The sequence below is a fragment of the Mucilaginibacter pankratovii genome (assembly GCF_014773265.1).
In the GTDB taxonomy this organism is placed as follows: domain Bacteria; phylum Bacteroidota; class Bacteroidia; order Sphingobacteriales; family Sphingobacteriaceae; genus Mucilaginibacter; species Mucilaginibacter pankratovii.
Map to the genome: position 1 here is coordinate 142,508 of NZ_JACWMY010000005.1, position 17,035 is coordinate 159,542.

General features: G+C 44.9%; 34 protein-coding genes. 5 read left to right on the forward strand and 29 right to left on the reverse strand.

Annotated elements, in window-relative coordinates; all coding sequences use genetic code 11:
• The 15 genes from IDJ77_RS11240 to IDJ77_RS11310 form a co-directional block, all read right to left on the reverse strand.
• Window positions 1–375, reverse strand: coding sequence for a hypothetical protein (locus tag IDJ77_RS11240; RefSeq protein ID WP_191189046.1), 375 nt, complete (start codon window positions 373–375; stop codon window positions 1–3).
• Window positions 376–840: a hypothetical protein gene (locus tag IDJ77_RS11245; protein WP_191189047.1), complete on the reverse strand. Its 465-nt coding sequence runs from the start codon at window positions 838–840 to the stop codon at window positions 376–378.
• Window positions 841–851: 11 nt separating this feature from the next.
• The gene (locus IDJ77_RS11250; RefSeq protein ID WP_191189048.1) at window positions 852–1,625 is read right to left on the reverse strand and encodes a hypothetical protein; all 774 of its coding nucleotides are present in this window, start codon (window positions 1,623–1,625) and stop codon (window positions 852–854) included.
• 61 nt (window positions 1,626–1,686) lie between these two features.
• Window positions 1,687–1,836 carry a hypothetical protein gene (locus IDJ77_RS11255; protein ID WP_191189049.1) on the reverse strand — a complete coding sequence of 50 codons (150 nt, stop codon included), beginning with the start codon at window positions 1,834–1,836 and terminating at the stop codon, window positions 1,687–1,689.
• 210 nt (window positions 1,837–2,046) lie between these two features.
• Window positions 2,047–2,316, reverse strand: a complete 270-nt coding sequence (locus IDJ77_RS11260; protein WP_191189050.1) for a hypothetical protein — start codon at window positions 2,314–2,316, stop codon at window positions 2,047–2,049.
• Window positions 2,313–2,504: a hypothetical protein gene (locus IDJ77_RS11265; protein WP_191189051.1), complete on the reverse strand. Its 192-nt coding sequence runs from the start codon at window positions 2,502–2,504 to the stop codon at window positions 2,313–2,315. Before IDJ77_RS11265 ends, IDJ77_RS11260 begins: the two co-directional genes overlap by 4 nt.
• Window positions 2,505–2,807: a hypothetical protein gene (locus IDJ77_RS11270; protein ID WP_191189052.1), complete on the reverse strand. Its 303-nt coding sequence runs from the start codon at window positions 2,805–2,807 to the stop codon at window positions 2,505–2,507. It lies immediately after the preceding gene.
• The gene (locus IDJ77_RS11275; RefSeq protein ID WP_191189053.1) at window positions 2,804–3,340 is read right to left on the reverse strand and encodes a hypothetical protein; all 537 of its coding nucleotides are present in this window, start codon (window positions 3,338–3,340) and stop codon (window positions 2,804–2,806) included. The genes IDJ77_RS11270 and IDJ77_RS11275 overlap by 4 nt, the downstream gene beginning before the upstream one ends.
• 39 nt (window positions 3,341–3,379) lie before the next feature.
• Complete coding sequence (locus IDJ77_RS11280; protein WP_191189054.1) at window positions 3,380–3,586, reverse strand: hypothetical protein; 207 nt, start codon at window positions 3,584–3,586, stop codon at window positions 3,380–3,382.
• Window positions 3,576–3,917, reverse strand: coding sequence for a hypothetical protein (locus IDJ77_RS11285; protein WP_191189055.1), 342 nt, complete (start codon window positions 3,915–3,917; stop codon window positions 3,576–3,578). Before IDJ77_RS11285 ends, IDJ77_RS11280 begins: the two co-directional genes overlap by 11 nt.
• Before the next feature lie 4 nt (window positions 3,918–3,921).
• The gene (locus IDJ77_RS11290) at window positions 3,922–4,140 is read right to left on the reverse strand and encodes a hypothetical protein (protein ID WP_191189056.1); all 219 of its coding nucleotides are present in this window, start codon (window positions 4,138–4,140) and stop codon (window positions 3,922–3,924) included.
• Window positions 4,140–4,733, reverse strand: coding sequence for a hypothetical protein (locus tag IDJ77_RS11295; protein ID WP_191189057.1), 594 nt, complete (start codon window positions 4,731–4,733; stop codon window positions 4,140–4,142). Before IDJ77_RS11295 ends, IDJ77_RS11290 begins: the two co-directional genes overlap by 1 nt.
• Window positions 4,723–5,085 carry a hypothetical protein gene (locus tag IDJ77_RS11300; protein ID WP_191189058.1) on the reverse strand — a complete coding sequence of 121 codons (363 nt, stop codon included), beginning with the start codon at window positions 5,083–5,085 and terminating at the stop codon, window positions 4,723–4,725. Before IDJ77_RS11300 ends, IDJ77_RS11295 begins: the two co-directional genes overlap by 11 nt.
• Window positions 5,085–5,378: a hypothetical protein gene (locus tag IDJ77_RS11305; protein WP_191189059.1), complete on the reverse strand. Its 294-nt coding sequence runs from the start codon at window positions 5,376–5,378 to the stop codon at window positions 5,085–5,087. Before IDJ77_RS11305 ends, IDJ77_RS11300 begins: the two co-directional genes overlap by 1 nt.
• On the reverse strand, window positions 5,378–5,650 hold the full coding sequence (locus tag IDJ77_RS11310; protein WP_191189060.1) for a hypothetical protein: 273 nt from the start codon (window positions 5,648–5,650) through the stop codon (window positions 5,378–5,380). The genes IDJ77_RS11305 and IDJ77_RS11310 overlap by 1 nt, the downstream gene beginning before the upstream one ends.
• Window positions 5,651–6,129: 479 nt before the next feature.
• On the opposite strand from IDJ77_RS11310, the gene IDJ77_RS11315 reads away from it, so the two are divergent.
• Complete coding sequence (locus IDJ77_RS11315) at window positions 6,130–6,396, forward strand: hypothetical protein (RefSeq protein ID WP_191189061.1); 267 nt, start codon at window positions 6,130–6,132, stop codon at window positions 6,394–6,396.
• Between the two features lie 50 nt (window positions 6,397–6,446).
• On the opposite strand, the gene IDJ77_RS11320 is transcribed toward IDJ77_RS11315, so the two are convergent.
• The 14 genes from IDJ77_RS11320 to IDJ77_RS11385 form a co-directional block, all read right to left on the reverse strand.
• Complete coding sequence (locus IDJ77_RS11320) at window positions 6,447–7,280, reverse strand: DNA adenine methylase (RefSeq protein WP_191189062.1); 834 nt, start codon at window positions 7,278–7,280, stop codon at window positions 6,447–6,449.
• On the reverse strand, window positions 7,277–7,540 hold the full coding sequence (locus IDJ77_RS11325; protein ID WP_191189063.1) for a hypothetical protein: 264 nt from the start codon (window positions 7,538–7,540) through the stop codon (window positions 7,277–7,279). The genes IDJ77_RS11320 and IDJ77_RS11325 overlap by 4 nt, the downstream gene beginning before the upstream one ends.
• 12 nt (window positions 7,541–7,552) lie before the next feature.
• The gene (locus tag IDJ77_RS11330; protein WP_191189064.1) at window positions 7,553–8,329 is read right to left on the reverse strand and encodes a DNA cytosine methyltransferase; all 777 of its coding nucleotides are present in this window, start codon (window positions 8,327–8,329) and stop codon (window positions 7,553–7,555) included.
• The gene (locus tag IDJ77_RS11335; protein WP_191189065.1) at window positions 8,326–9,918 is read right to left on the reverse strand and encodes a primase-helicase family protein; all 1,593 of its coding nucleotides are present in this window, start codon (window positions 9,916–9,918) and stop codon (window positions 8,326–8,328) included. The genes IDJ77_RS11330 and IDJ77_RS11335 overlap by 4 nt, the downstream gene beginning before the upstream one ends.
• A gap of 3 nt (window positions 9,919–9,921) precedes the next feature.
• Complete coding sequence (locus tag IDJ77_RS11340; protein WP_191189066.1) at window positions 9,922–10,308, reverse strand: hypothetical protein; 387 nt, start codon at window positions 10,306–10,308, stop codon at window positions 9,922–9,924.
• Window positions 10,283–10,525, reverse strand: a complete 243-nt coding sequence (locus IDJ77_RS11345) for a hypothetical protein (RefSeq protein WP_191189067.1) — start codon at window positions 10,523–10,525, stop codon at window positions 10,283–10,285. The genes IDJ77_RS11340 and IDJ77_RS11345 overlap by 26 nt, the downstream gene beginning before the upstream one ends.
• A gap of 246 nt (window positions 10,526–10,771) precedes the next feature.
• A complete protein-coding gene (locus IDJ77_RS11350) occupies window positions 10,772–10,978 on the reverse strand; it encodes a hypothetical protein (protein ID WP_191189068.1) in 207 nt (68 codons plus the stop codon).
• Complete coding sequence (locus tag IDJ77_RS11355; RefSeq protein WP_191189069.1) at window positions 10,959–11,360, reverse strand: ASCH domain-containing protein; 402 nt, start codon at window positions 11,358–11,360, stop codon at window positions 10,959–10,961. The genes IDJ77_RS11350 and IDJ77_RS11355 overlap by 20 nt, the downstream gene beginning before the upstream one ends.
• A complete protein-coding gene (locus tag IDJ77_RS11360) occupies window positions 11,357–11,623 on the reverse strand; it encodes a hypothetical protein (RefSeq protein WP_191189070.1) in 267 nt (88 codons plus the stop codon). Before IDJ77_RS11360 ends, IDJ77_RS11355 begins: the two co-directional genes overlap by 4 nt.
• A complete protein-coding gene (locus tag IDJ77_RS11365; protein ID WP_191189071.1) occupies window positions 11,613–11,909 on the reverse strand; it encodes a hypothetical protein in 297 nt (98 codons plus the stop codon). Before IDJ77_RS11365 ends, IDJ77_RS11360 begins: the two co-directional genes overlap by 11 nt.
• A complete protein-coding gene (locus IDJ77_RS11370; RefSeq protein WP_191189072.1) occupies window positions 11,906–12,115 on the reverse strand; it encodes a hypothetical protein in 210 nt (69 codons plus the stop codon). The genes IDJ77_RS11365 and IDJ77_RS11370 overlap by 4 nt, the downstream gene beginning before the upstream one ends.
• Window positions 12,112–12,306: a hypothetical protein gene (locus IDJ77_RS11375; protein ID WP_191189073.1), complete on the reverse strand. Its 195-nt coding sequence runs from the start codon at window positions 12,304–12,306 to the stop codon at window positions 12,112–12,114. The genes IDJ77_RS11370 and IDJ77_RS11375 overlap by 4 nt, the downstream gene beginning before the upstream one ends.
• Entirely contained in the window at window positions 12,296–12,547 is a 252-nt protein-coding gene (locus IDJ77_RS11380; RefSeq protein ID WP_191189074.1) for a hypothetical protein, read from the reverse strand. The genes IDJ77_RS11375 and IDJ77_RS11380 overlap by 11 nt, the downstream gene beginning before the upstream one ends.
• Window positions 12,548–12,742: 195 nt before the next feature.
• Window positions 12,743–13,063, reverse strand: a complete 321-nt coding sequence (locus IDJ77_RS11385; protein WP_191189075.1) for a hypothetical protein — start codon at window positions 13,061–13,063, stop codon at window positions 12,743–12,745.
• A 279-nt stretch (window positions 13,064–13,342) separates the two neighbouring features.
• On the opposite strand from IDJ77_RS11385, the gene IDJ77_RS11390 reads away from it, so the two are divergent.
• The 4 genes from IDJ77_RS11390 to IDJ77_RS11405 all read left to right on the forward strand — a co-directional run bounded on the left by IDJ77_RS11390 (window position 13,343) and on the right by IDJ77_RS11405 (window position 17,035).
• Window positions 13,343–13,681: a hypothetical protein gene (locus IDJ77_RS11390; protein ID WP_191189076.1), complete on the forward strand. Its 339-nt coding sequence runs from the start codon at window positions 13,343–13,345 to the stop codon at window positions 13,679–13,681.
• Between the two features lie 33 nt (window positions 13,682–13,714).
• Window positions 13,715–14,218, forward strand: a complete 504-nt coding sequence (locus tag IDJ77_RS11395; protein WP_191189077.1) for a hypothetical protein — start codon at window positions 13,715–13,717, stop codon at window positions 14,216–14,218.
• A 286-nt stretch (window positions 14,219–14,504) separates the two neighbouring features.
• Complete coding sequence (locus IDJ77_RS11400; protein WP_191189078.1) at window positions 14,505–16,442, forward strand: LTA synthase family protein; 1,938 nt, start codon at window positions 14,505–14,507, stop codon at window positions 16,440–16,442.
• A gap of 86 nt (window positions 16,443–16,528) precedes the next feature.
• A complete protein-coding gene (locus tag IDJ77_RS11405) occupies window positions 16,529–17,035 on the forward strand; it encodes a cupin domain-containing protein (RefSeq protein WP_191189079.1) in 507 nt (168 codons plus the stop codon).

A 17,035-nucleotide genomic window follows, 5' to 3' on the forward strand; every position in this document is an offset into this window, starting at 1 on the left:
TTAAATTTTTGTGTTACCGTAATGTTCCCTGTCGTACTGCTTTGCCCTTTCGAGCTGGAGGTACATTCGCCAGGCGTGCTCCGGTTTTTGATCGTTCAAAATTTGGGTGAGCGCCTTTACCGAAGCATTAAGCGAGTAACCCATATCTGCATACTTATTAAAGGCCCAGTCATCTACCTGCGCCTCATCGGTACTTTGCAGTACCACGTGGCCCATTTCATGCAGCATGATAAACAACCGGTGTTCCATCGGCAAAGCCTTCATGTGCTTTACGCTAAGGAACATTTCGCCGGTGCGGCGGTTAACCCTTGCGGGGGTAGAACCTAAATCGGGTACCCTGGTAATTTTGGTGATCGAGGTGGCCCAGCCCTGCATTTATTTTTTGGTTGAGTACATGATAGCGGCCAAAAGCGCAACGCCGGCCAGTATCATAAATAAGGTTTTGTTAATGCCCAAAATGCGATCTGATCCGTAATTGTAATCATCGTAGCTATCCCTGTCGGCATAGCCTCGCGGGTCAACCTGGTAGCCGTTGCGGGTAGATAGCAAACGCTGTTTTCCCTGCACATCCCTTGCGATGTTACTGGCACCAAGGGCAACCCTGGATAGGCCATCAACTACACGGGTAAAGGTTACGGGGTTACCGTTGTCATCGTTAAAACCGCTTTGCTCGTTCAGGTGCATCAGGTCTAACATATCATCCACAAAAGGCCGGCGTATTACCGTAATGGCATTACCTACGTTTTTGGGGGTTGGCTCTGCCTGGATATCGTAGCGGGCAAATAACCGAGCGATAGCCTGGGGCTGTCGCTCGATAAATTCTATGATTTCCTGTATCATGTTTCAGCGGATTAACGGCCCCTGAAACTTGCTACTGCTGTGGCGGTTGTTTTAGCCCTTACTGCCTTAGAGCGTAATGCTTTGGCCGGGTTAAGCGAAGCGCCGAAGATCAAACCAATGTTAACCGAGGTTGAACCTAATACCTGGTAAGATATTTTGGTTTGGTTATCCATGTAGAAGCTTTCGCCAACGGTGATCAGCGTAGTGTTCGGGTTGGCTTCGCTTGCATAGATTGCAGGATTGATGATCTTGCTTTCATGCGTAGAGAAAGGGCTTTCCTTTTGGATGGTTAACACACACTCAAACTGGTTGATGTTTGAGGTAGATATTTTAAAGCCGGCTACCAGGGTAGGGTAGTTGCGGATAAAGTTGTTAAATATCAGGATGCTTTGCGGGTTACCGGTACCCGATAAGCCAGCACCAGCGCCACCGGCTTCGGCAAATGCACCATCGGCAATTAAGCCCAGGGAAGCGAAAACCAAACCAGGGCAAAGCAAAGCCGTACGGGTGGATGCATTGGCGTTGGTTAGGGTAAGGTTGAAAATTTTGCCTTTGTGGATGGCATCCATAAAGCTGCCGCTGTTTTCGCCGCTAAACTCTAAAAAGTCGTCGCCTTCGCCGGTGTAGCCGCTAAAGTTTGCACCGCCGCCACCGTAGTTAGATAATGCACCGGCTTCGCGTTCCAAATCTTCGGCGCTGTAAGCTGCACGGCCCATTGCCGCCATCGCTCCGCCTGAGTAACCTAAAATTGCCAGTGTTGATGCTTTTGAAAAGAGATTTTTCATGTTGATTTTAAAAAATAGTTTTTAATGTGTGGGTTGAAAGGGCTTTAGGGTGGGCTACAGGTTAGATATAGCTACCATCAACGCCGACATAATGGGCTACGCTGCCATCGGCTTTGGTTACTTTCTTTGTGAAATATTTAGTCAAAAAGAATAATGCAACCCCGGCCAATACGATGGTGAAGAATTGCTTTTTGTCAAGGAAATTGAACATGGGATTGGATTGAGTTTTGATTATTTAAACCCAAACTTATGCCCGGCCTAAAAGCGGCCTACCACTTAGGGATTGCAAAGGAAACCAACGGGTTACAACGGTAATTATTAGCGGGTAAGGCAAAGTATAAAGCACAAAAAAGCCCGGTTACCTTGGCGGGTACCGGGCCGATCTGCGCGAAAGTAGCGGCAACAAACGTAAGCGCAAATATTATTCTAACTGGCCGGCCAGCAGGAAGGTGAGGTATAAGTAGAGCTGCTCTCTCCTAATCAATTCTTCTTCCAGGGCTAATTTTATTTCGTAAGCGCCTCTGTAAATAAGGTTTTCGCCCTCTTCATAATTTATCAGGTAATAGACATAACCCAGCTTAGCCGGTTTTTGCAGATAGGTTAATGATCGCTGATATTTAAGATCGCCTTTTAGCCAGGCATCTTTCAGCGTTTTTATGGTTTCGATATGGGGTTGCTTGGTTTCGCTCATGGCTGGCCTAAATGGGTTACAATTTTTGCTACCTGGGCGGGTGTGTAGGCCTTACCTTCATACATACCCAGGTCGGGAATACGTTTGAGCCAGCTTTTAAAAGTTTTACAGGAAACCCCGTACCAATCCCGCAGCTCTTTTTTGCTGAGTGCTTTAATTGCAAATTCTTTGGTTTCGGGTGCTGGCATTTATTTTTCTGTTTTTTTAAGCTGAACAAAAGAAAGAATTGCTTTTAGGTGATTAAGTGCGAATAGTAATTTTTGCTCTTTAAGCGCGGCGCTGTATCTTGTCCAGTACGCCGTTTTATCGCACCGCCTTACTTCTTTTTGTATGTCATGTTCAGCCGAAAGCCCGTTTATCCTATCCATTAACAAGCCTTCAACCGTATCCGGCATTTTGGGAATATTTAATACCTCGGCAATTTGATCTAATACAATAGGGTTGGTAACGACCGATTGTATTTTAATAAAAATTTCTTCTTCAGTACTCATATCAATGTTTCTACGGTGATGCCGAAATATTCATCTTTGTGGCTTTGCACTTTCTCAAAGGCCTCGTAGATTTTCTTCCAGTTGGGCATTCTTCTTTTGTAAAAGCCCTGGTCAAATTCTTCCTGTGTTTTCAGGATGGTTACATAGCTTATCATCCCCCAAAAAAATGGCGGGACAAAGCGCAAAGCGTGGAAAGTAAATATCAGATCGCACTGGAACATCCGGTGATCTACCAAAAAGGTTTTGATTTCGGGCCGTACGTTACCTTCAATGTACTTAGTGCAATCCTCGAAAACGACCAGGCCACCGCGAAAATGAGTTGCAATTGCTATCAATGTTTCGTTGCTTGGCGTACCAACTAAGCGTACTACGCCCTTTTTAAGGCGCTTCATCTCATCGATAGTAACCTCTTTGAACTGATTGTACGCGGGAGATCTGTTTACATCGATAATGAGCACCTTGCTATCAGCAGGGTAGGAGGCGGCCACCTTTGCCAGCTTGGTGCTTTTACCGGTACCCTTACGGCCTACCATTAATCCCGAAACATGTAAATCGCGCGTTTTCGCCATTTCTTACCCCTGCTTTTGCTTTACATACAGATCGATCAGCGCCGGATCCTGTTTATTTTTCTTCCGGGCGGTTTTGTGGCCGGCTTTCTTCCAGGATGCCTCGTAGGCCTTTAGCTCATCGGTATCACCCGTATAGGTTTCGCAGTAATCGTACTGATGCCCGAACATGGTTACGGTTGCGGCGGGCTTGTTTTCGGCGTTATCTTCCATGAATGCTATTTTTTAAAAAGTCGTCAATTTCTTGCGCTTCCCGCTTCCAGTCCTCCGGGATATCTTCGCCCTGACACTGATACCGAAATATTGCTGCTTCAATTTCTTGCAGTCGATGTTCTTTGGCAATCCATTCGGGTTTTACACCCAAAGGCGGTTTTTTTGATTTGCGGAACACCTCTAAAAAGCTATCTATGCGCGTTTTCATAAAATCTTCTAACACGGATAGCTCATAGATCAGCAGGCCCTTTAGCCCGAAAACGCGGTGCATGATGATCAGCGAGATAATTAACGTTGCCATCGTAAATAGTAGAATTGCTTTTAATATCATGGTTTTACTTGCTTAGCTCTACATGGGGTTTGGTTTCGCCGGCCAGATCATCATTTTTGATGTTCTTTTCTTCCCACCACTGTATTAGCCGGTCGATATCTTCGGATAGCTCTGAGCGGCGTTTTCGGCGGTACAGCACTACGCCAACGGCCACAACCGCCAGTACGCCGGCTGCTATCAATAAAACTTTGGGCCGTAGCCAAACAGGGGTATTTGCTTCCATTAGTCGTTATCCCCCATAATGTTAAAGGCTCTGGTGCCCAGCACTTCGCTGTATGCCAGCAAAAGGCCCGTAAACGGACTAACCTTGATCTCGGTAGTGCGGGCGTAAATGATAGTTGCATCGGTTAGGCGCTGCTTTTCGCCGGCTGTAAACGGTAATTTGGCAACCGCCTCTTTGTGTTTACGGAACTTTGCCATCGCGATAGCTTCTTTGGTACCTGCCTGGTAAAGCGTATTCGCGCTGTGATCGAGCTGGTTTATCATTTCCAGTTCGGCGGCCTCAAATACTTTATTGCGGCGTACCAATGCAAACAGCGTGCTTTGCAGGCCATCCAGCAGGTTTACGCCGATAATTGCGAGGTCATCGGGCGAAAGGCTTTTAGGTTCCTGCTCGTACTGCTGTTCGTAATCGGGCTGGCTTGCCTGGGCTTGTGGCGCGGGATCGGGTGCCGGCTCAAATTCTACCTCGTTTACGGGCGCGGCTTCGTTAAATTCGGCTACCGGCACGCTGTTTACAACGGGGCGCTGTAGTACGCTCTCTAAACTTAGCGGCGATTCATCACCACCTGGTGTTTTAGTGCCTTTAGCTGTCATTTTCGTTAGGTTGAGATTTGTATTTGTTCATCACCGGCACTATGGCAGCTATTTGCTTCATACGCTCCGGATCTTTAATTAGATTGGTTACTACCGGTATGATGCTCATTAAGCCGCCACCGCCCGAAAACAACGCTTCCAGCCCGTTAAAAGTTGATACCAGGGTAATGATATCGGCTTTGTATTCCTCGCATTGGGCGATAAGCTTTTGCAGGTCATCAGTGTTTACAGTAGTGGTACCCGGAAAGGTTGGATAGCCAGGATAATTTTTTGGCAGATCGATATCATTTTCGAGTATTCCACCAAGTAAACCCGCAATTTCTTTGTCGGACATTTTATTTTTATCTTCCATCACTTAGTTATAAAGGTTTGTAAAAAATCATCCTCAATGTTATCCATCATATCCAGGCAAAAACGCACAATATCGTAGGTGGTACCTTCGCGTTTTCGGGCTGCCAGGGCGGCGTTTATGCGGTCGTATTCCTTTTGGGTAGCTCGGCCGGTAAACTGCTTGATCTTTGGCTCGGGCACCGAAACAAACTGATTTCGGGGTGTCGGTACCGGTGCAGGTTCCTGGGGAATCTCTGCTACCGGTACCGTTGGGGTTTCCTCTGCTATCTCTGGGTTGGGGTTATCGGTGATCATTAGCGCTTGCTGTTACGTTTGGCCCGTTGTTTCGCTTGTTTTCGGATGTGCAGGCGGTTGGTATGCGCCGCGTTTTTGTGGAACGCGGAAAAATTTGAGGTGGATGCAATTTTATGGGTAGCGTAGGGATGGTAAGGCCGCTCTGCTTTAAAAGCTACCTCCGTAGGAGCTTGTTTTCCGTAGTTTTCGGCGTTACCTGGGGCTGATCGCTCGGGTGCCGGGCTGTGTATGCCTGGGGGCGTGGCCGGTGGTGGAGGTGGCGGGGTATGCATAACAATAGTTTAAATTAATCGGGCGAATTTAATTTGGCGGTAAAAAACCACGTTTTCGGTACGTAATCAATAGAAAATCAAATTTAAAGGGATGCTACCGCCATGGTTACCCATTTATCCGACATATAAGAGCGACAAATGAGGGGGTAGGTCGTTTTCGGGTGATTTCGTTGTTCCGTTGTTCCAAATATTGATTATCAGCGCTTTATATCTTTTTCCTTATTCCGTAGTTGTTCCTGATATATTGCTTTAGCACCAATTTTTATTTTTGATAGGAATTATCAGGAAGTATTACGGAATAAGCTCGGAACAAGCAAGAAAAATGTAATCCGCTATCTCTCTTATATTTATACCCTTTTAGGAACTACGGGAGAACAAATAGTAATTAAGTGGGAAGTAATAAATTTAAGATGGGGGCAAAAAGCAAAAAGAAATAAAAATTTAGTGCAAAAACTAAAAATATTAGTAAACTTTGCAGCATGAAGGGCAAGAAGCGGCGGTTTAGGAAGGTGTGGTTTGTGTGCTGCGATAACTCGGTAATGAGCGAATACAAGTGTGTAAACGCCTTCAGTACACAGGAGCATGCCCTACAGCAAGAGGCGCTCCGCAATCGGCAGGAAATGGATAACGCAACTAAGATGTGGAATCAAGGAAAGGAGCGCCGTGTACACAAGGCCCAGGGCTTCTACCTGGTGCATGAGAGCTTGTTTGATGAGATATTGAAGGCCTGGGCTAAAAAGCAATAAAAAAGCCCGGCCAAATGGCCAGGCTTGCGAGGTATGAGGGTAGTGTAGGGCTAAAAGGCGCTAAGCTGCTTACTTTCTATGGTATAGTTCATTACCAGTAGTTCGGTTTTCTTTCCCCTGGTCATTACATCATCAATGAAAGTGTGTTTTGCGGTACTGGTTTTTGTAAATTCTTTTTTAACCCATCCGTAGCGATCGATATACTCCTGCAGTACGGCATTCGGGAAACCGCTAAGCATAAATTTTCCCTTCATGTGGGCGCATGCTTCCAGTAAAGCCGTATATTTTTCGATGCTGTAACCGGCATAGTGGCCCTGATCGGTGAGGATGTACGGCGGGTCGAGCTGGAAGTAGCTGTGTGCTTTATCGCGGCTTTTGATCACCTTAATGGCATCATCGCACTCTATTTGCGTTAACTCAATCCTGCGCACCAATTCAGGCGAAAATAGCGCCTTTTTATTATGCATCGTTTGGCAATCCTTGTTTTCTACGCTATCATACTTCCAGCCGCCGTTAAGCTTGCCTACAAAGCTGAAATTGGCCAGGTACCAAAGCGCCCAGGCTTTCTTCAGCTCGCAATAGATCTCGGGATTTTTGTAGATGTAACCGGCTTTGCGGTGTATGCTGCGGGATGATAGCGAAGCATCAACCTCTGCCTTTAGTTCCGGGTACCGTAATTTCAGTACCCGGTAAAAGTTTACTACAAAGTCGTTAAGATCGTTGATCACCTCTATTTGTGATGGCGGCTTTGCAAAGTATACCGCCCCGCCGCCAAAGAATGGCTCACAATACAGCTTATGTTCGGGAATGAGCGGCAAGATCTCGCCGATCATATTTTGCTTACCACCGTAGTAGCTTATAGGGGTTTTACAGTTGATGGTCATTTGCGCTTTGTTTTTGCCTTAGATTTTGCTTTGGTGTAGGTGTCCGGGTCATCTGCGAAACCGTAACGCGAATAGTAGTATTTTTTGCCCTTTAATATCAAATAGCCGTAACCAGGAATACCGCGGCTGGTATCGGCTTTAAATAATGCTTGTGTTATTTGCGTAGCCAGGGCAAAGGACTTGCAGAAAACAGAATACCCGCCGAAATCATACCGGCCGATCTTCTTTTGTGCTATAGGGATTTTTGAATAGGTTGGCATGGTTATGGGGTTTTACAGTTGATGGTCATTTATATAAGCTTCGGTTATTCTGTCAATTTCTTTCATTACGCCATAAACAAGCTGAGGAACTACACCGTTTCCGCCGGCCCGGATACCTCCGTTTCGTACACTCGGAGCCAACCTTTCGGCAGCCCCATTAGCTTCTCGTAAAATTGCACGGATAGAGGTGTGCCCGGCTTTAATCCCAACTGCAGGAGGAGTGAAGGATTTCCCTGAAAGTTTCCCTTTACCCTGCTGATCTGCGATCCTGGTAGCAAAGAGTTGTTCGAATCTCCAGCCAGGGGCGTAGGCCACCAAAAGAACCCTTTCCCTTTGATGTATGGTGCCAACGGCAGCTCCAGGGATAAGTAGGGGCGGCCAGCAGGTGTAGCCTTCATTTTCCAAATCGCTGATCTTACTATCCAATATTCCGTTAAAAATTGAGCCTGGAACATTTTCGTTGATGATCCATGCGGGGTACACTTCTTTAACAATTCGTAGGTATTCCGGCCAGAGGTATCGAGGATCCTGCTTTCCTCTGCCTTCGCCTTGTAAACTACTTGGCTGGCACGGGTCTCCCCCTGAAATAATGTCAATTGTTCCATAAAAAGGTTTTGCATCAAATTTTTTAATATCATCAAATAATTGGGGCCCTGTGAAATTTCGTTTAAGCAAGCGTTTGCAATACTTTTCTTTTTCGACTTGAAATACATTTTTCCAGCCTAACCACCGGGCGGCCAGATCAAAGCCGCCATAACCTGTGAATGTTGATCCGTGCCTCAGCTTCATATATCAAAAGGCATTTTTTCGCCTGCAGGGCCTGTTTTCGCTTTTCTAAAGCACATCTCTATAACATCATCGCTCCGCTTTTCATCGTTTTCCTTGTTATAGGTTTCGAACTCGGGGTTGTATTTGGTATAGAGCTTTACCCACTCGCTAAATTTCTTTTGCTTAAAGCGCTGATCGTTTTTATAGTCCTCGTACCGGTTGCAGAAGTTTGTAAACAGATCTTTTTTATTGTACCATTCATCGAAAACGATCTTTAAATCGGTCATGTAATCAATAAACTCGGCGCTGGTAGTTTCTTTCAGCTTGCGGGCGTTAAGGTTGATGTGCTCGGGTTCATCCAGTATGCAATTAGCTTTAAAGTAATCTTCGATACAGGAGAACATAAACCAATCGTATGCCGCCCATCCCTCGGCATTCCAGTCCCTAAAAAAGCGGTGTTTAAATTCGGTAATGGGCGTATGGTTTCGGCTGAAATAATCGGAAAATTCAAACTCTAAAAACCGGGCCTTGGAGCTGTCGCCCTCTATTTTTATGGTTTTATTGGTGGTAAAGATCATTTTTGATTTTACCTTATAGGGGGTCATGTTCTTACGCTCTACGGTTACGCCCTCTGTGATATCGTTGTAAACACAATCTACATCGAAACCGCGCTTTAGATCGTTAAGGCAGATAATTTTTGTTTCGAACCCTACGAGCTGATATTTGTGCTTTTCCTTCGGGTCGAAATCCTTGCCGTTGATATCGATAAATGTTTTGATACCGGGGTTTTCGGGGTCGTTGGATAGCATGTAGCCCAGGGATTTGCAAAACAGTGTTTTCCCGGTACGGCCATTCGCTTCGTTATCCTCGGTGATTTTGCTATCGGTAAGTAGCAAGGCCCGCAAATCGCAGTCGGTATAGCTGTGCAGGTAATACCCAATGATTTTTTTTATGGCCGTTACGCGGGTTTCGATATCGGCCGATTTACTGGAGCATATTTTTGTTATAAAAATCTCGAAAGGGGAGCTTGCTTCGGGCTTAGCAAGGTAGTTACGCTTTAAAATTTCGCTTTCCCAAATGAAGTTTTGCAGCTGGCTATAATCATTAAAAACTATACCGGCCTTGCTGATCTGCACAAAGCCGTTTTTGTAGTAGATGTATTTGTTTTCGAGGGTGTCCCTGTTAAATTCTATCGGTGTTTCGGGCTTAAGCCGGTATAATTTATCCTCTTTAAAATAGGTACCTGGGGATTTTAAAAACTTCTCCTTTAGCATGTCGCGCGTGAGGGTTTCTTCATCATCCAGGTAATACTCCTTTTCATCCAGATAATCAAAAAAGGTATCAACTACTACGGTGATGGTTACCCGCTTTACTACGCGGCTGTTTTCTATCCGTACAAAAATGTGCGCATCATCAATATCGAGGCGGCGAAACCCCAAAAGATAAAATACCCTAATTAGCTTAAGGTAACTGATAGTAATGTCTTTTACGAACTTCTCGCCGGTCTCCTGGTTCTCCTGATATTTTGTTTTCCAAAATTTGATATCATGGGGGCCTTGGTTTGCTTCGGCTTCGGTTTCCGGATCCAGCAGCTCTATATCCTCAGTCATATTTTAAGTTAAGTCGGGGGTGTTATTGTTTATGTATTCATCTACGGCCTTTACCACGGTATCAAAATCGCCTGATAGTTTTAATTGCTCTATCACTTCGTATTTTAACAGGCGCTCTTTTAGCGAGCCGGCGTAGTCCTTCAAAAAATCGTTTTCGGCCTGGATGATCTTCAATTTTTTGTGTATCCATTCCAGCTCCATCATGTAGCCCCAGGCGAATTTCATAGCGGCCAGTATACCGCTGTAAAAATCTATCGCCTTTTGGTTTTTGGTGGCGTTTTGCTTCGCTGATCGAAGCGTTAACTCCAATTCGCCGATTTTTTTTAAAAGTAGATCGGGCGCATCGGTACTGAAAGAATTTAAGTTAGTGGGTGACTTGCGCTGGTTCATTGGTTAGCAGTTCGTTGGGGTTACAGGATAAAAATTCGGCGATCTTGTAAAACTGATCGGAGGGAATGCTGAACTTGCTTCTACGGTCGGTTTTAAGCCACCTAACGAGCGTTTTGTCGTTAATACCTACTGCAATACACATTCTGTAGCGGTTGGTTTGGTAGTCACCGGATAGGCGAAGCAACCTGTTTTTGATGTTGTACTTCAATTCGGGCATGGTTTATAATTATTAGTAGGGGTATTGGTTTATGCTATAGGCTTATTTGTTTGCGCTTCGGGATGTGATCTTCTTATTAAATTCTCATCGTAATTTCTTTCTTTACAAGCTAAACATCTGAAGGGCAAATGCCATTCAGAACCGGGTATAGGGTCGTATATAACTTTCTTCTTATTACAAAAAGGGCATATTTGATAAAGCATAGCGGCCGGCACCCCAGCCGCTTCCGGGTGTTCTGCTCATTTTTTACCAGTTTTTTTTATCCTCAAAAGTCCATACCGCCATTACGCGCACCATCCAAAGCACCGCGCCAAATACAACCGCAAAGGCAAGCGGTAAAATCCATAGCGGCCAGCGTAAAATTGCTGATACCAGGTAAGCGCCGTACACCAGGGCGGCCCAAATGGTTGGGGCGGCGAAGGCAGTAAGTAGTTTAAAGTTTTGTATGCTCATTTTCTTGGTTTGGATAGGTGTAAGGGTAAAAAAGTAGCGGGTCGATGCTAATGGTGCGTTTGAAGGGCTGTTCTATCAGGATAAAGCTTAGTAGCTGCGTGTCCCAATTAACATTTTTGTTTTTGTACATTTTATGAAAAATGCCTTTGCAGTCCTCCAGCTCGTAACCGGTATCGAGCATGGCCATAATGGGCGTAAGCTGGGCGAGCTTAAAATCTTTTATATCCCGAATGATACCAGGCCCTAAGCTTTTGCTGTTGATGGCAATATCGTACTGCGTGCCTACCTGGTACAAAAAATCGTTTTTAAGCCGTATGGTCGTAAAAAACTTACAGTAAAGCTTATTATTCCAGTCGTGAGAAAAATTGATAGTGTGGCTCATGCCGGTACCTCGCTTTCGATAAATTGCATATCGGCAAATGCTACGCTGTATTTTATTCTTTTGCCCATCAGAAAAGCATACATGTGCAAATAGTTAGCGGGCATCTTATCTATATTACCCATGTGTAAAGGCTGTCCGTGATCATTATCTTGAAAAACGGCCGACACCTTTTCTGCCATTGCGAAAGCTGAAAAAATCTTTTTTTTATCACAGCCCGATAAGGTGAATTTATGCCCGGCTAAGAAGCGCTCTTTATTGCTCATCTTTATATTCCTCCGGGTATTTCTCCATATCCTCTTTAATGGCTTCGGTACAACCGGTGCAGTAGGCGTTTCCTTGCTCCGGGTCGTATGATCCTTCCTCGCCTTCGATAATGTATGCTCCGCAACCCTCGCAACGGTCAACGCTTATGCTTTCCCCTTCATCGGGTACCATAAAGTCGGCGATATGGTTCGGGAAAAACTTTGAGGCCTCCGCCAGGGCTTCTTTTGGGTTTTCGGCCTCTACTTCTATGGAGAGGTTCCAACTTAGATCGATACCGTATTTCATGCTGTTATCTCCAATTCTTCTTCGTGAATGCAAAAACTATATTCTACCCATTTGTATTTAAACTGAACATTGTAAAACGGCCCTGTCTTGGTTATTGTAAGAAACATTTGATTTTCTCCGCTTTCAAAAGAACCTACACCATAATGGGCAACCGCCCTTAATATTTCGGGGTACAGATCATCCGTTGTGGGTAAAGGCTTATTCATTTCTTTACCTCCGGCGTTTTAATATCATCGTAAAAGGTTTCCATTTCGTTGGTGATGGCCCGGTAATCGGCGCGTAGCTTGCTTGCGGCAGCCTGGTCGGTAGTATCGGGTATTTGCTTCTCCAATAGCGTTTTTTTGGCAAGCAGCTCGGCTTTGCGGGCCTCTGTGCCGGGTTGGCTGTTAAACTTCATCGTGAGCGGTTTTATTGAACGGGAATAACTGGATAGGTACAGTAAGCAGATCGGCCTTTATGCCTTGCTCCAGGTGATGCATACCGGCCAGTAAAGCGGCCATGCGTAACAGTACCCGCTTTTTTTCGTAGGCATTTTCCGGGTAGTGCATATCTTCATCTGCCAGGTAGCGCTGGCAGCCCTCAAATTCCGATTGCATGAGGTGTATCTCGGCCAGGGCGGCGTTAATGTTCTCTGTCATGGCTATGCGTGGTTAATGGAAATACACACTACAGCACACTTTTGGGCCAATCGGGGCGGCCGGCTTTCAGTTTTTAAAAACTTTTTATTCCTTTGGTTGTAATAACCTCTGAAATAAGGGAACTGGGGTTTTCTCATTTTAAATTTATTTTTACAAAGGCAGCGCGGATCCGGCAAGATGGCGCTGCCTTTTTTGTTACTTACTTAGGTTGAACTCTGCGGCGATATCGCCCTGGTTATCATCATCCGGGCGGTCGGCAATAGGCCGTACATCCGGGGTGATGTTTTGCAGCTGGCCGGGTTCCAGGCTAAAAAATTGCTCCAATTTTACCACCGCCATGTGTGGGATATCCTGCACATCTTCTACCGTAATTGCCCGGTAATTATTAAATGTGGCGGTGCTTACGCCCAGCTCGTTCGGTAAAATTTTAAGGGCTTGCTTATTTTTTTTAATCGGCAAGCGATCCAACATTTCGTTGATACGGTACTTTTTATTGTTCATTTTCCTTGTATGCATTTAATTGATGTTTGGATGACAATTAATCATTAAACCTTTAATCCTAAAGCAATTCATATTGGCTTAAAACTTAACCTTTATGAAACACAATTACCTTTTCTCTACCCCGCCTTGCTCTATCTTTAATTTTTTAGTCGCCTTGACTAATATTTTTCATATTTTTATTAAAATATTATGATGCAATACTAAAATTTTATCAGTTAAACTGCAAATATTTTGATAGTAAAACTGATATGTATTGTATAACTAACTGATTACCAATGAAATTATTTTTTAACGATGTCGTTAAAACAAGCCGTAGAAGTGATATTAGCGGAGCAAAAAAGGAACCTTACCTGGCTTGCATCCGAAATGGATAAGACTTACACCGGGTTTAAGCTTAGCCTGGAGAATGAAACTATTAAGTACAGTGATATAAATAAGATGCTCGACATTTTGGAAAGCCCGGTTGAGCTAATTTTTGAAGAAAATGTAAGGCGATACTCTAATAAGGGTAGCGAGTCAAATATTGTACGGGAGCCGGAAATAGTCTATCACTCCCTGCGAGATCAAATAGAAATTTTAAAAAGCACTGTTAAGGACAAGGATAGAATTATAGAGCTGATGAGCAAAAAATAATAATTTTTATAAACCAATAACCTAATTAATCACATGAGAAAACTATTACTTACCGCTTTCGCGGCTTTGTTATGCTGCAATTTATTCGCCCAGGCACCCGCGCCGGCGGTTACTACCAAACACCTTTCCGAGGGTTCGATGCTTACCGTAGAGCTTATGCAAGCCCTTTCAAGCAAAACCGCAAACAGCGGGGATGTGCTTGAATTTCAAACCACCGAGCCGTTAATAGTAGGGGATAGGGTAATATTAAATAAAGGATTGAAAGTAAGCGGCCGTATAACCGAATGCCAAAAAGCGCGGGGAATGGGCAAGGCAGGATCACTAAACTTTAGCATCGATTTTCTTACCCTGGAAGATGGCCGTATTGTAAAGCTTACCGATGTGGATATCAAAGAAACCGGCAAAACAACTACCGGCGCCGCCGTTGCTGAGGCGGTGCTACTTACACCGTTTTTTCTTCTTAAAAAAGGCAAAAACATAGAGTACGCGAAGGGCAAAGTATTTAAAGTATTTGTAGCCAAAGATTACGAGATCTAAGCGCGTCACTAAATAGCGGATATCCAGGCAACAAAATAAGCGTCACCAACAAATTAAATGATAACAATATTGCCTTTTTGGGGCCTACAGGGCATATATGAAATTGTGCAAGTAAAGGCCGCGTTACTGGAAAGTTATTTTCCCTTCTTCCGCACGAAAGTTTAAAAGCCGTTAACTGTACAAGTTAGCGGCTTTTTTTTGTTAGCCTAAAACAATGGCTTAACCCTGACTTAACAATTATTTGCTTTTCGCTAAATTGCGCTCTTCAAAAAAGCAGGAGCCCTAAATGCAGCCTAAATTTAGATTAACCGAATACAAAGCACTTTTATACCGCCTTTTGTTAAGCTATCTTTTCTACTTTGTTGCAAGGGTATTGTTTTTTGCTTTTAACACCAACCTGCTGGCTGTTGATGACCCGGGCACTTTACTAAAACTGTGTTACTACGGGATAGCCTTTGATACCGCCGCGCTGATGTACATTAACGTGCTGTTTATCGTTTTAAGCATCCTCCCGCTAACTATTAATACCAGGCCGGCCTACCAAAAAGGGCTCAGCATTTTATACTTTGTTACCAATCTGCTGGCTTACGCTACCAGTTTTATTGATATTATTTATTACCGTTTCAGCCAGGTGCGCTCCACCAAAGCAACGCTGGATGTAGTATCGCAGGAAAGTAATAAGGAAGCCCTTGCCGGTCATTTTGCCTGGGCGTACTGGTATATAATCGCTATTTACTTTTTATGCTGTGTTTTGTGGGTTTGGCTATACAGGCGCGTAAAAATTAAACCAGTTAATGTAAAACCGGGCCTGGCTTATTTTGCCTCATCTGTCGCGGTACTGCTCATAACTATAGCCCTGGTGATAGGTGGCATACGGGGCGACTTTAAGCACAGTACGCGCCCCATAAATATGGTGGACGCCTATAAACATGTTACCGTGCCCAACCAGGGCGATGTGGTGCTGAATACGCCTTTCGCTATTTTTCGTACGCTCAACAGTAATAACTTTAAGCTGCAGCATTTTACCGATGATGCTTATATCGATACCAATATCAAACCTGTAAAGCAATACAACAGCCACCCCACAGCAAAACCAAATGTGGTGATCATTATATTAGAGAGCATGGCCCGCGAATACTGGGGCAGCATGAACCGTGGCACTGCAATACCGGGTTTTAAATCGTACACACCGTTTTTAGATTCGCTGAGCGATAACAGCCTCATCTTCACCAATGCCTATGCCAATGGCCGGCAGTCCATCCATGGCATGTCTTCGGTTTTGGCGGGGATCCCATCGTTTCAAACTGCCTTTACTTCTTCGCCCTATGCCAAGCAGAAGATAGCGTCCATCGTTTCGGTGTGCGATAGCCTGGGTTATCAAACTTCCTTCTTCCACGGCGCAGCCAACGGCTCGATGGGCTTCCAGGGCTTTGGCAGTATTTTGGGCTTTAAAAACTACTATGGCCGAACAGAATATAATAACGACAAGGATTTTGACGGTATCTGGGGTATTTGGGACGAGCAGTTCTTTCAGTTTATGGGTAAAACCCTCGGCACACAAAAGCAGCCCTTTATGGCCACGCTGTTCACGCTGTCCTCGCACGACCCCTACCAACTGCCCGATAAGTATAAAAAGAGGTTTGCCGGCGGGCCGCTGCCAATACATAAAACCGTGCAATATTCTGATAACGCGCTTCGCCTGTTTTTCAATTACGCCAAAGCACAGCCCTGGTTTAGCAATACCATTTTTGTAATAACTGCCGATCATACCAGCCAAACACATTACCCCGAATATAGTAAGGAGATCAACCGGTTTGCGGTACCGATACTGTTCTACAGCGCCAACCCGGCATATGGGCTAAAGGGCCGACGTACCGATCTCGCTTCTCAAATGGATATCTATCCTTCGCTCGCCGATCTGATAGGTTACAACAAGCCGTTCCGTTCGTGGGGACGCAGCCTAATAAGCAACCTGTCGGCAGAAACACCGCGGGTGATCAATTCCACCGGTAATATTTACCAGTTTATGCAGGGCAGCTATACCTACCTGTTCGATGGAAAGACCATCACCGGAATTTTTGCAGCTGCCGACAAAGGCCTTGAGGAAAACCTGGTAACTGGCCAGCTAACGCCAGAAATGCAAAAAGGCATGATGGATTGCAAAGCGTTCATCCAGGATTACGCCGATAGGGTGGTGAATAAGAAATTGAACGCCTCACGTTAATATCAAAAACATAATTGCGAAGTAACACGTCTATTGATTAAAACCAAGAGGCATACACCTTTGTTACAGTAGTCTATATCAACATTATGGAAAACGAAAAAAAGGCACCAAAAACTTTGGGAGCGACGGAGGGCGAAACCCTTTCGATAATGGGCGGTAACTATCGCGTGCTAATATCGGGCAAAGAAACCGGCGGGGCGTTTGCTACTATCGAAATGCTGGTGCCACCCGGCGGGGGCCCCGGTCCGCATGCGCATCCGCAGTTTGAAGAATCATTTTACATTGTAGATGGCGAAGTTGAGGTGAGATCAGAAGCATCTACCTACATCGCTACAAAAGGCGCGTTTGTAAGCGTCCCTAAAGGCGGTATAGTGCATGGCTTTAAAAACAAAAGCGATAAGATAGCTCATTTGCTTTGTATGGTTGTCCCTGCGGGCTTGGAGGAAATGTTTTTGGAAATGGGGCAGCCGGTAAAATCGGGCGAATTTTTACCGCCGCCGCCAATGGATCCGGAGACAGCCAAAAAGATGGCCGCCATAGCCGAAAAGTACGGGCAAAAGCTGTACCCGCCCGATTTTTTAGACAAGAAATAA

What these genes read in the sequence shown, in the direction of transcription:
- IDJ77_RS11240 (WP_191189046.1), bottom strand. Translation starts at nt 375, where the DNA reads ATGCAGGGCTGGGCCACCTCGATCACCAAAATTACCAGGGTACCCGAT.
- IDJ77_RS11245 (WP_191189047.1), bottom strand. Translation starts at nt 840, where the DNA reads ATGATACAGGAAATCATAGAATTTATCGAGCGACAGCCCCAGGCTATC.
- IDJ77_RS11250 (WP_191189048.1), bottom strand. Translation starts at nt 1,625, where the DNA reads ATGAAAAATCTCTTTTCAAAAGCATCAACACTGGCAATTTTAGGTTAC.
- IDJ77_RS11255 (WP_191189049.1), bottom strand. Translation starts at nt 1,836, where the DNA reads ATGTTCAATTTCCTTGACAAAAAGCAATTCTTCACCATCGTATTGGCC.
- IDJ77_RS11260 (WP_191189050.1), bottom strand. Translation starts at nt 2,316, where the DNA reads ATGAGCGAAACCAAGCAACCCCATATCGAAACCATAAAAACGCTGAAA.
- IDJ77_RS11265 (WP_191189051.1), bottom strand. Translation starts at nt 2,504, where the DNA reads ATGCCAGCACCCGAAACCAAAGAATTTGCAATTAAAGCACTCAGCAAA.
- IDJ77_RS11270 (WP_191189052.1), bottom strand. Translation starts at nt 2,807, where the DNA reads ATGAGTACTGAAGAAGAAATTTTTATTAAAATACAATCGGTCGTTACC.
- IDJ77_RS11275 (WP_191189053.1), bottom strand. Translation starts at nt 3,340, where the DNA reads ATGGTAGGCCGTAAGGGTACCGGTAAAAGCACCAAGCTGGCAAAGGTG.
- IDJ77_RS11280 (WP_191189054.1), bottom strand. Translation starts at nt 3,586, where the DNA reads ATGGAAGATAACGCCGAAAACAAGCCCGCCGCAACCGTAACCATGTTC.
- IDJ77_RS11285 (WP_191189055.1), bottom strand. Translation starts at nt 3,917, where the DNA reads ATGATATTAAAAGCAATTCTACTATTTACGATGGCAACGTTAATTATC.
- IDJ77_RS11290 (WP_191189056.1), bottom strand. Translation starts at nt 4,140, where the DNA reads ATGGAAGCAAATACCCCTGTTTGGCTACGGCCCAAAGTTTTATTGATA.
- IDJ77_RS11295 (WP_191189057.1), bottom strand. Translation starts at nt 4,733, where the DNA reads ATGACAGCTAAAGGCACTAAAACACCAGGTGGTGATGAATCGCCGCTA.
- IDJ77_RS11300 (WP_191189058.1), bottom strand. Translation starts at nt 5,085, where the DNA reads ATGGAAGATAAAAATAAAATGTCCGACAAAGAAATTGCGGGTTTACTT.
- IDJ77_RS11305 (WP_191189059.1), bottom strand. Translation starts at nt 5,378, where the DNA reads ATGATCACCGATAACCCCAACCCAGAGATAGCAGAGGAAACCCCAACG.
- IDJ77_RS11310 (WP_191189060.1), bottom strand. Translation starts at nt 5,650, where the DNA reads ATGCATACCCCGCCACCTCCACCACCGGCCACGCCCCCAGGCATACAC.
- IDJ77_RS11315 (WP_191189061.1), top strand. Translation starts at nt 6,130, where the DNA reads ATGAAGGGCAAGAAGCGGCGGTTTAGGAAGGTGTGGTTTGTGTGCTGC.
- IDJ77_RS11320 (WP_191189062.1), bottom strand. Translation starts at nt 7,280, where the DNA reads ATGACCATCAACTGTAAAACCCCTATAAGCTACTACGGTGGTAAGCAA.
- IDJ77_RS11325 (WP_191189063.1), bottom strand. Translation starts at nt 7,540, where the DNA reads ATGCCAACCTATTCAAAAATCCCTATAGCACAAAAGAAGATCGGCCGG.
- IDJ77_RS11330 (WP_191189064.1), bottom strand. Translation starts at nt 8,329, where the DNA reads ATGAAGCTGAGGCACGGATCAACATTCACAGGTTATGGCGGCTTTGAT.
- IDJ77_RS11335 (WP_191189065.1), bottom strand. Translation starts at nt 9,918, where the DNA reads ATGACTGAGGATATAGAGCTGCTGGATCCGGAAACCGAAGCCGAAGCA.
- IDJ77_RS11340 (WP_191189066.1), bottom strand. Translation starts at nt 10,308, where the DNA reads ATGAACCAGCGCAAGTCACCCACTAACTTAAATTCTTTCAGTACCGAT.
- IDJ77_RS11345 (WP_191189067.1), bottom strand. Translation starts at nt 10,525, where the DNA reads ATGCCCGAATTGAAGTACAACATCAAAAACAGGTTGCTTCGCCTATCC.
- IDJ77_RS11350 (WP_191189068.1), bottom strand. Translation starts at nt 10,978, where the DNA reads ATGAGCATACAAAACTTTAAACTACTTACTGCCTTCGCCGCCCCAACC.
- IDJ77_RS11355 (WP_191189069.1), bottom strand. Translation starts at nt 11,360, where the DNA reads ATGAGCCACACTATCAATTTTTCTCACGACTGGAATAATAAGCTTTAC.
- IDJ77_RS11360 (WP_191189070.1), bottom strand. Translation starts at nt 11,623, where the DNA reads ATGAGCAATAAAGAGCGCTTCTTAGCCGGGCATAAATTCACCTTATCG.
- IDJ77_RS11365 (WP_191189071.1), bottom strand. Translation starts at nt 11,909, where the DNA reads ATGAAATACGGTATCGATCTAAGTTGGAACCTCTCCATAGAAGTAGAG.
- IDJ77_RS11370 (WP_191189072.1), bottom strand. Translation starts at nt 12,115, where the DNA reads ATGAATAAGCCTTTACCCACAACGGATGATCTGTACCCCGAAATATTA.
- IDJ77_RS11375 (WP_191189073.1), bottom strand. Translation starts at nt 12,306, where the DNA reads ATGAAGTTTAACAGCCAACCCGGCACAGAGGCCCGCAAAGCCGAGCTG.
- IDJ77_RS11380 (WP_191189074.1), bottom strand. Translation starts at nt 12,547, where the DNA reads ATGACAGAGAACATTAACGCCGCCCTGGCCGAGATACACCTCATGCAA.
- IDJ77_RS11385 (WP_191189075.1), bottom strand. Translation starts at nt 13,063, where the DNA reads ATGCATACAAGGAAAATGAACAATAAAAAGTACCGTATCAACGAAATG.
- IDJ77_RS11390 (WP_191189076.1), top strand. Translation starts at nt 13,343, where the DNA reads ATGTCGTTAAAACAAGCCGTAGAAGTGATATTAGCGGAGCAAAAAAGG.
- IDJ77_RS11395 (WP_191189077.1), top strand. Translation starts at nt 13,715, where the DNA reads ATGAGAAAACTATTACTTACCGCTTTCGCGGCTTTGTTATGCTGCAAT.
- IDJ77_RS11400 (WP_191189078.1), top strand. Translation starts at nt 14,505, where the DNA reads ATGCAGCCTAAATTTAGATTAACCGAATACAAAGCACTTTTATACCGC.
- IDJ77_RS11405 (WP_191189079.1), top strand. Translation starts at nt 16,529, where the DNA reads ATGGAAAACGAAAAAAAGGCACCAAAAACTTTGGGAGCGACGGAGGGC.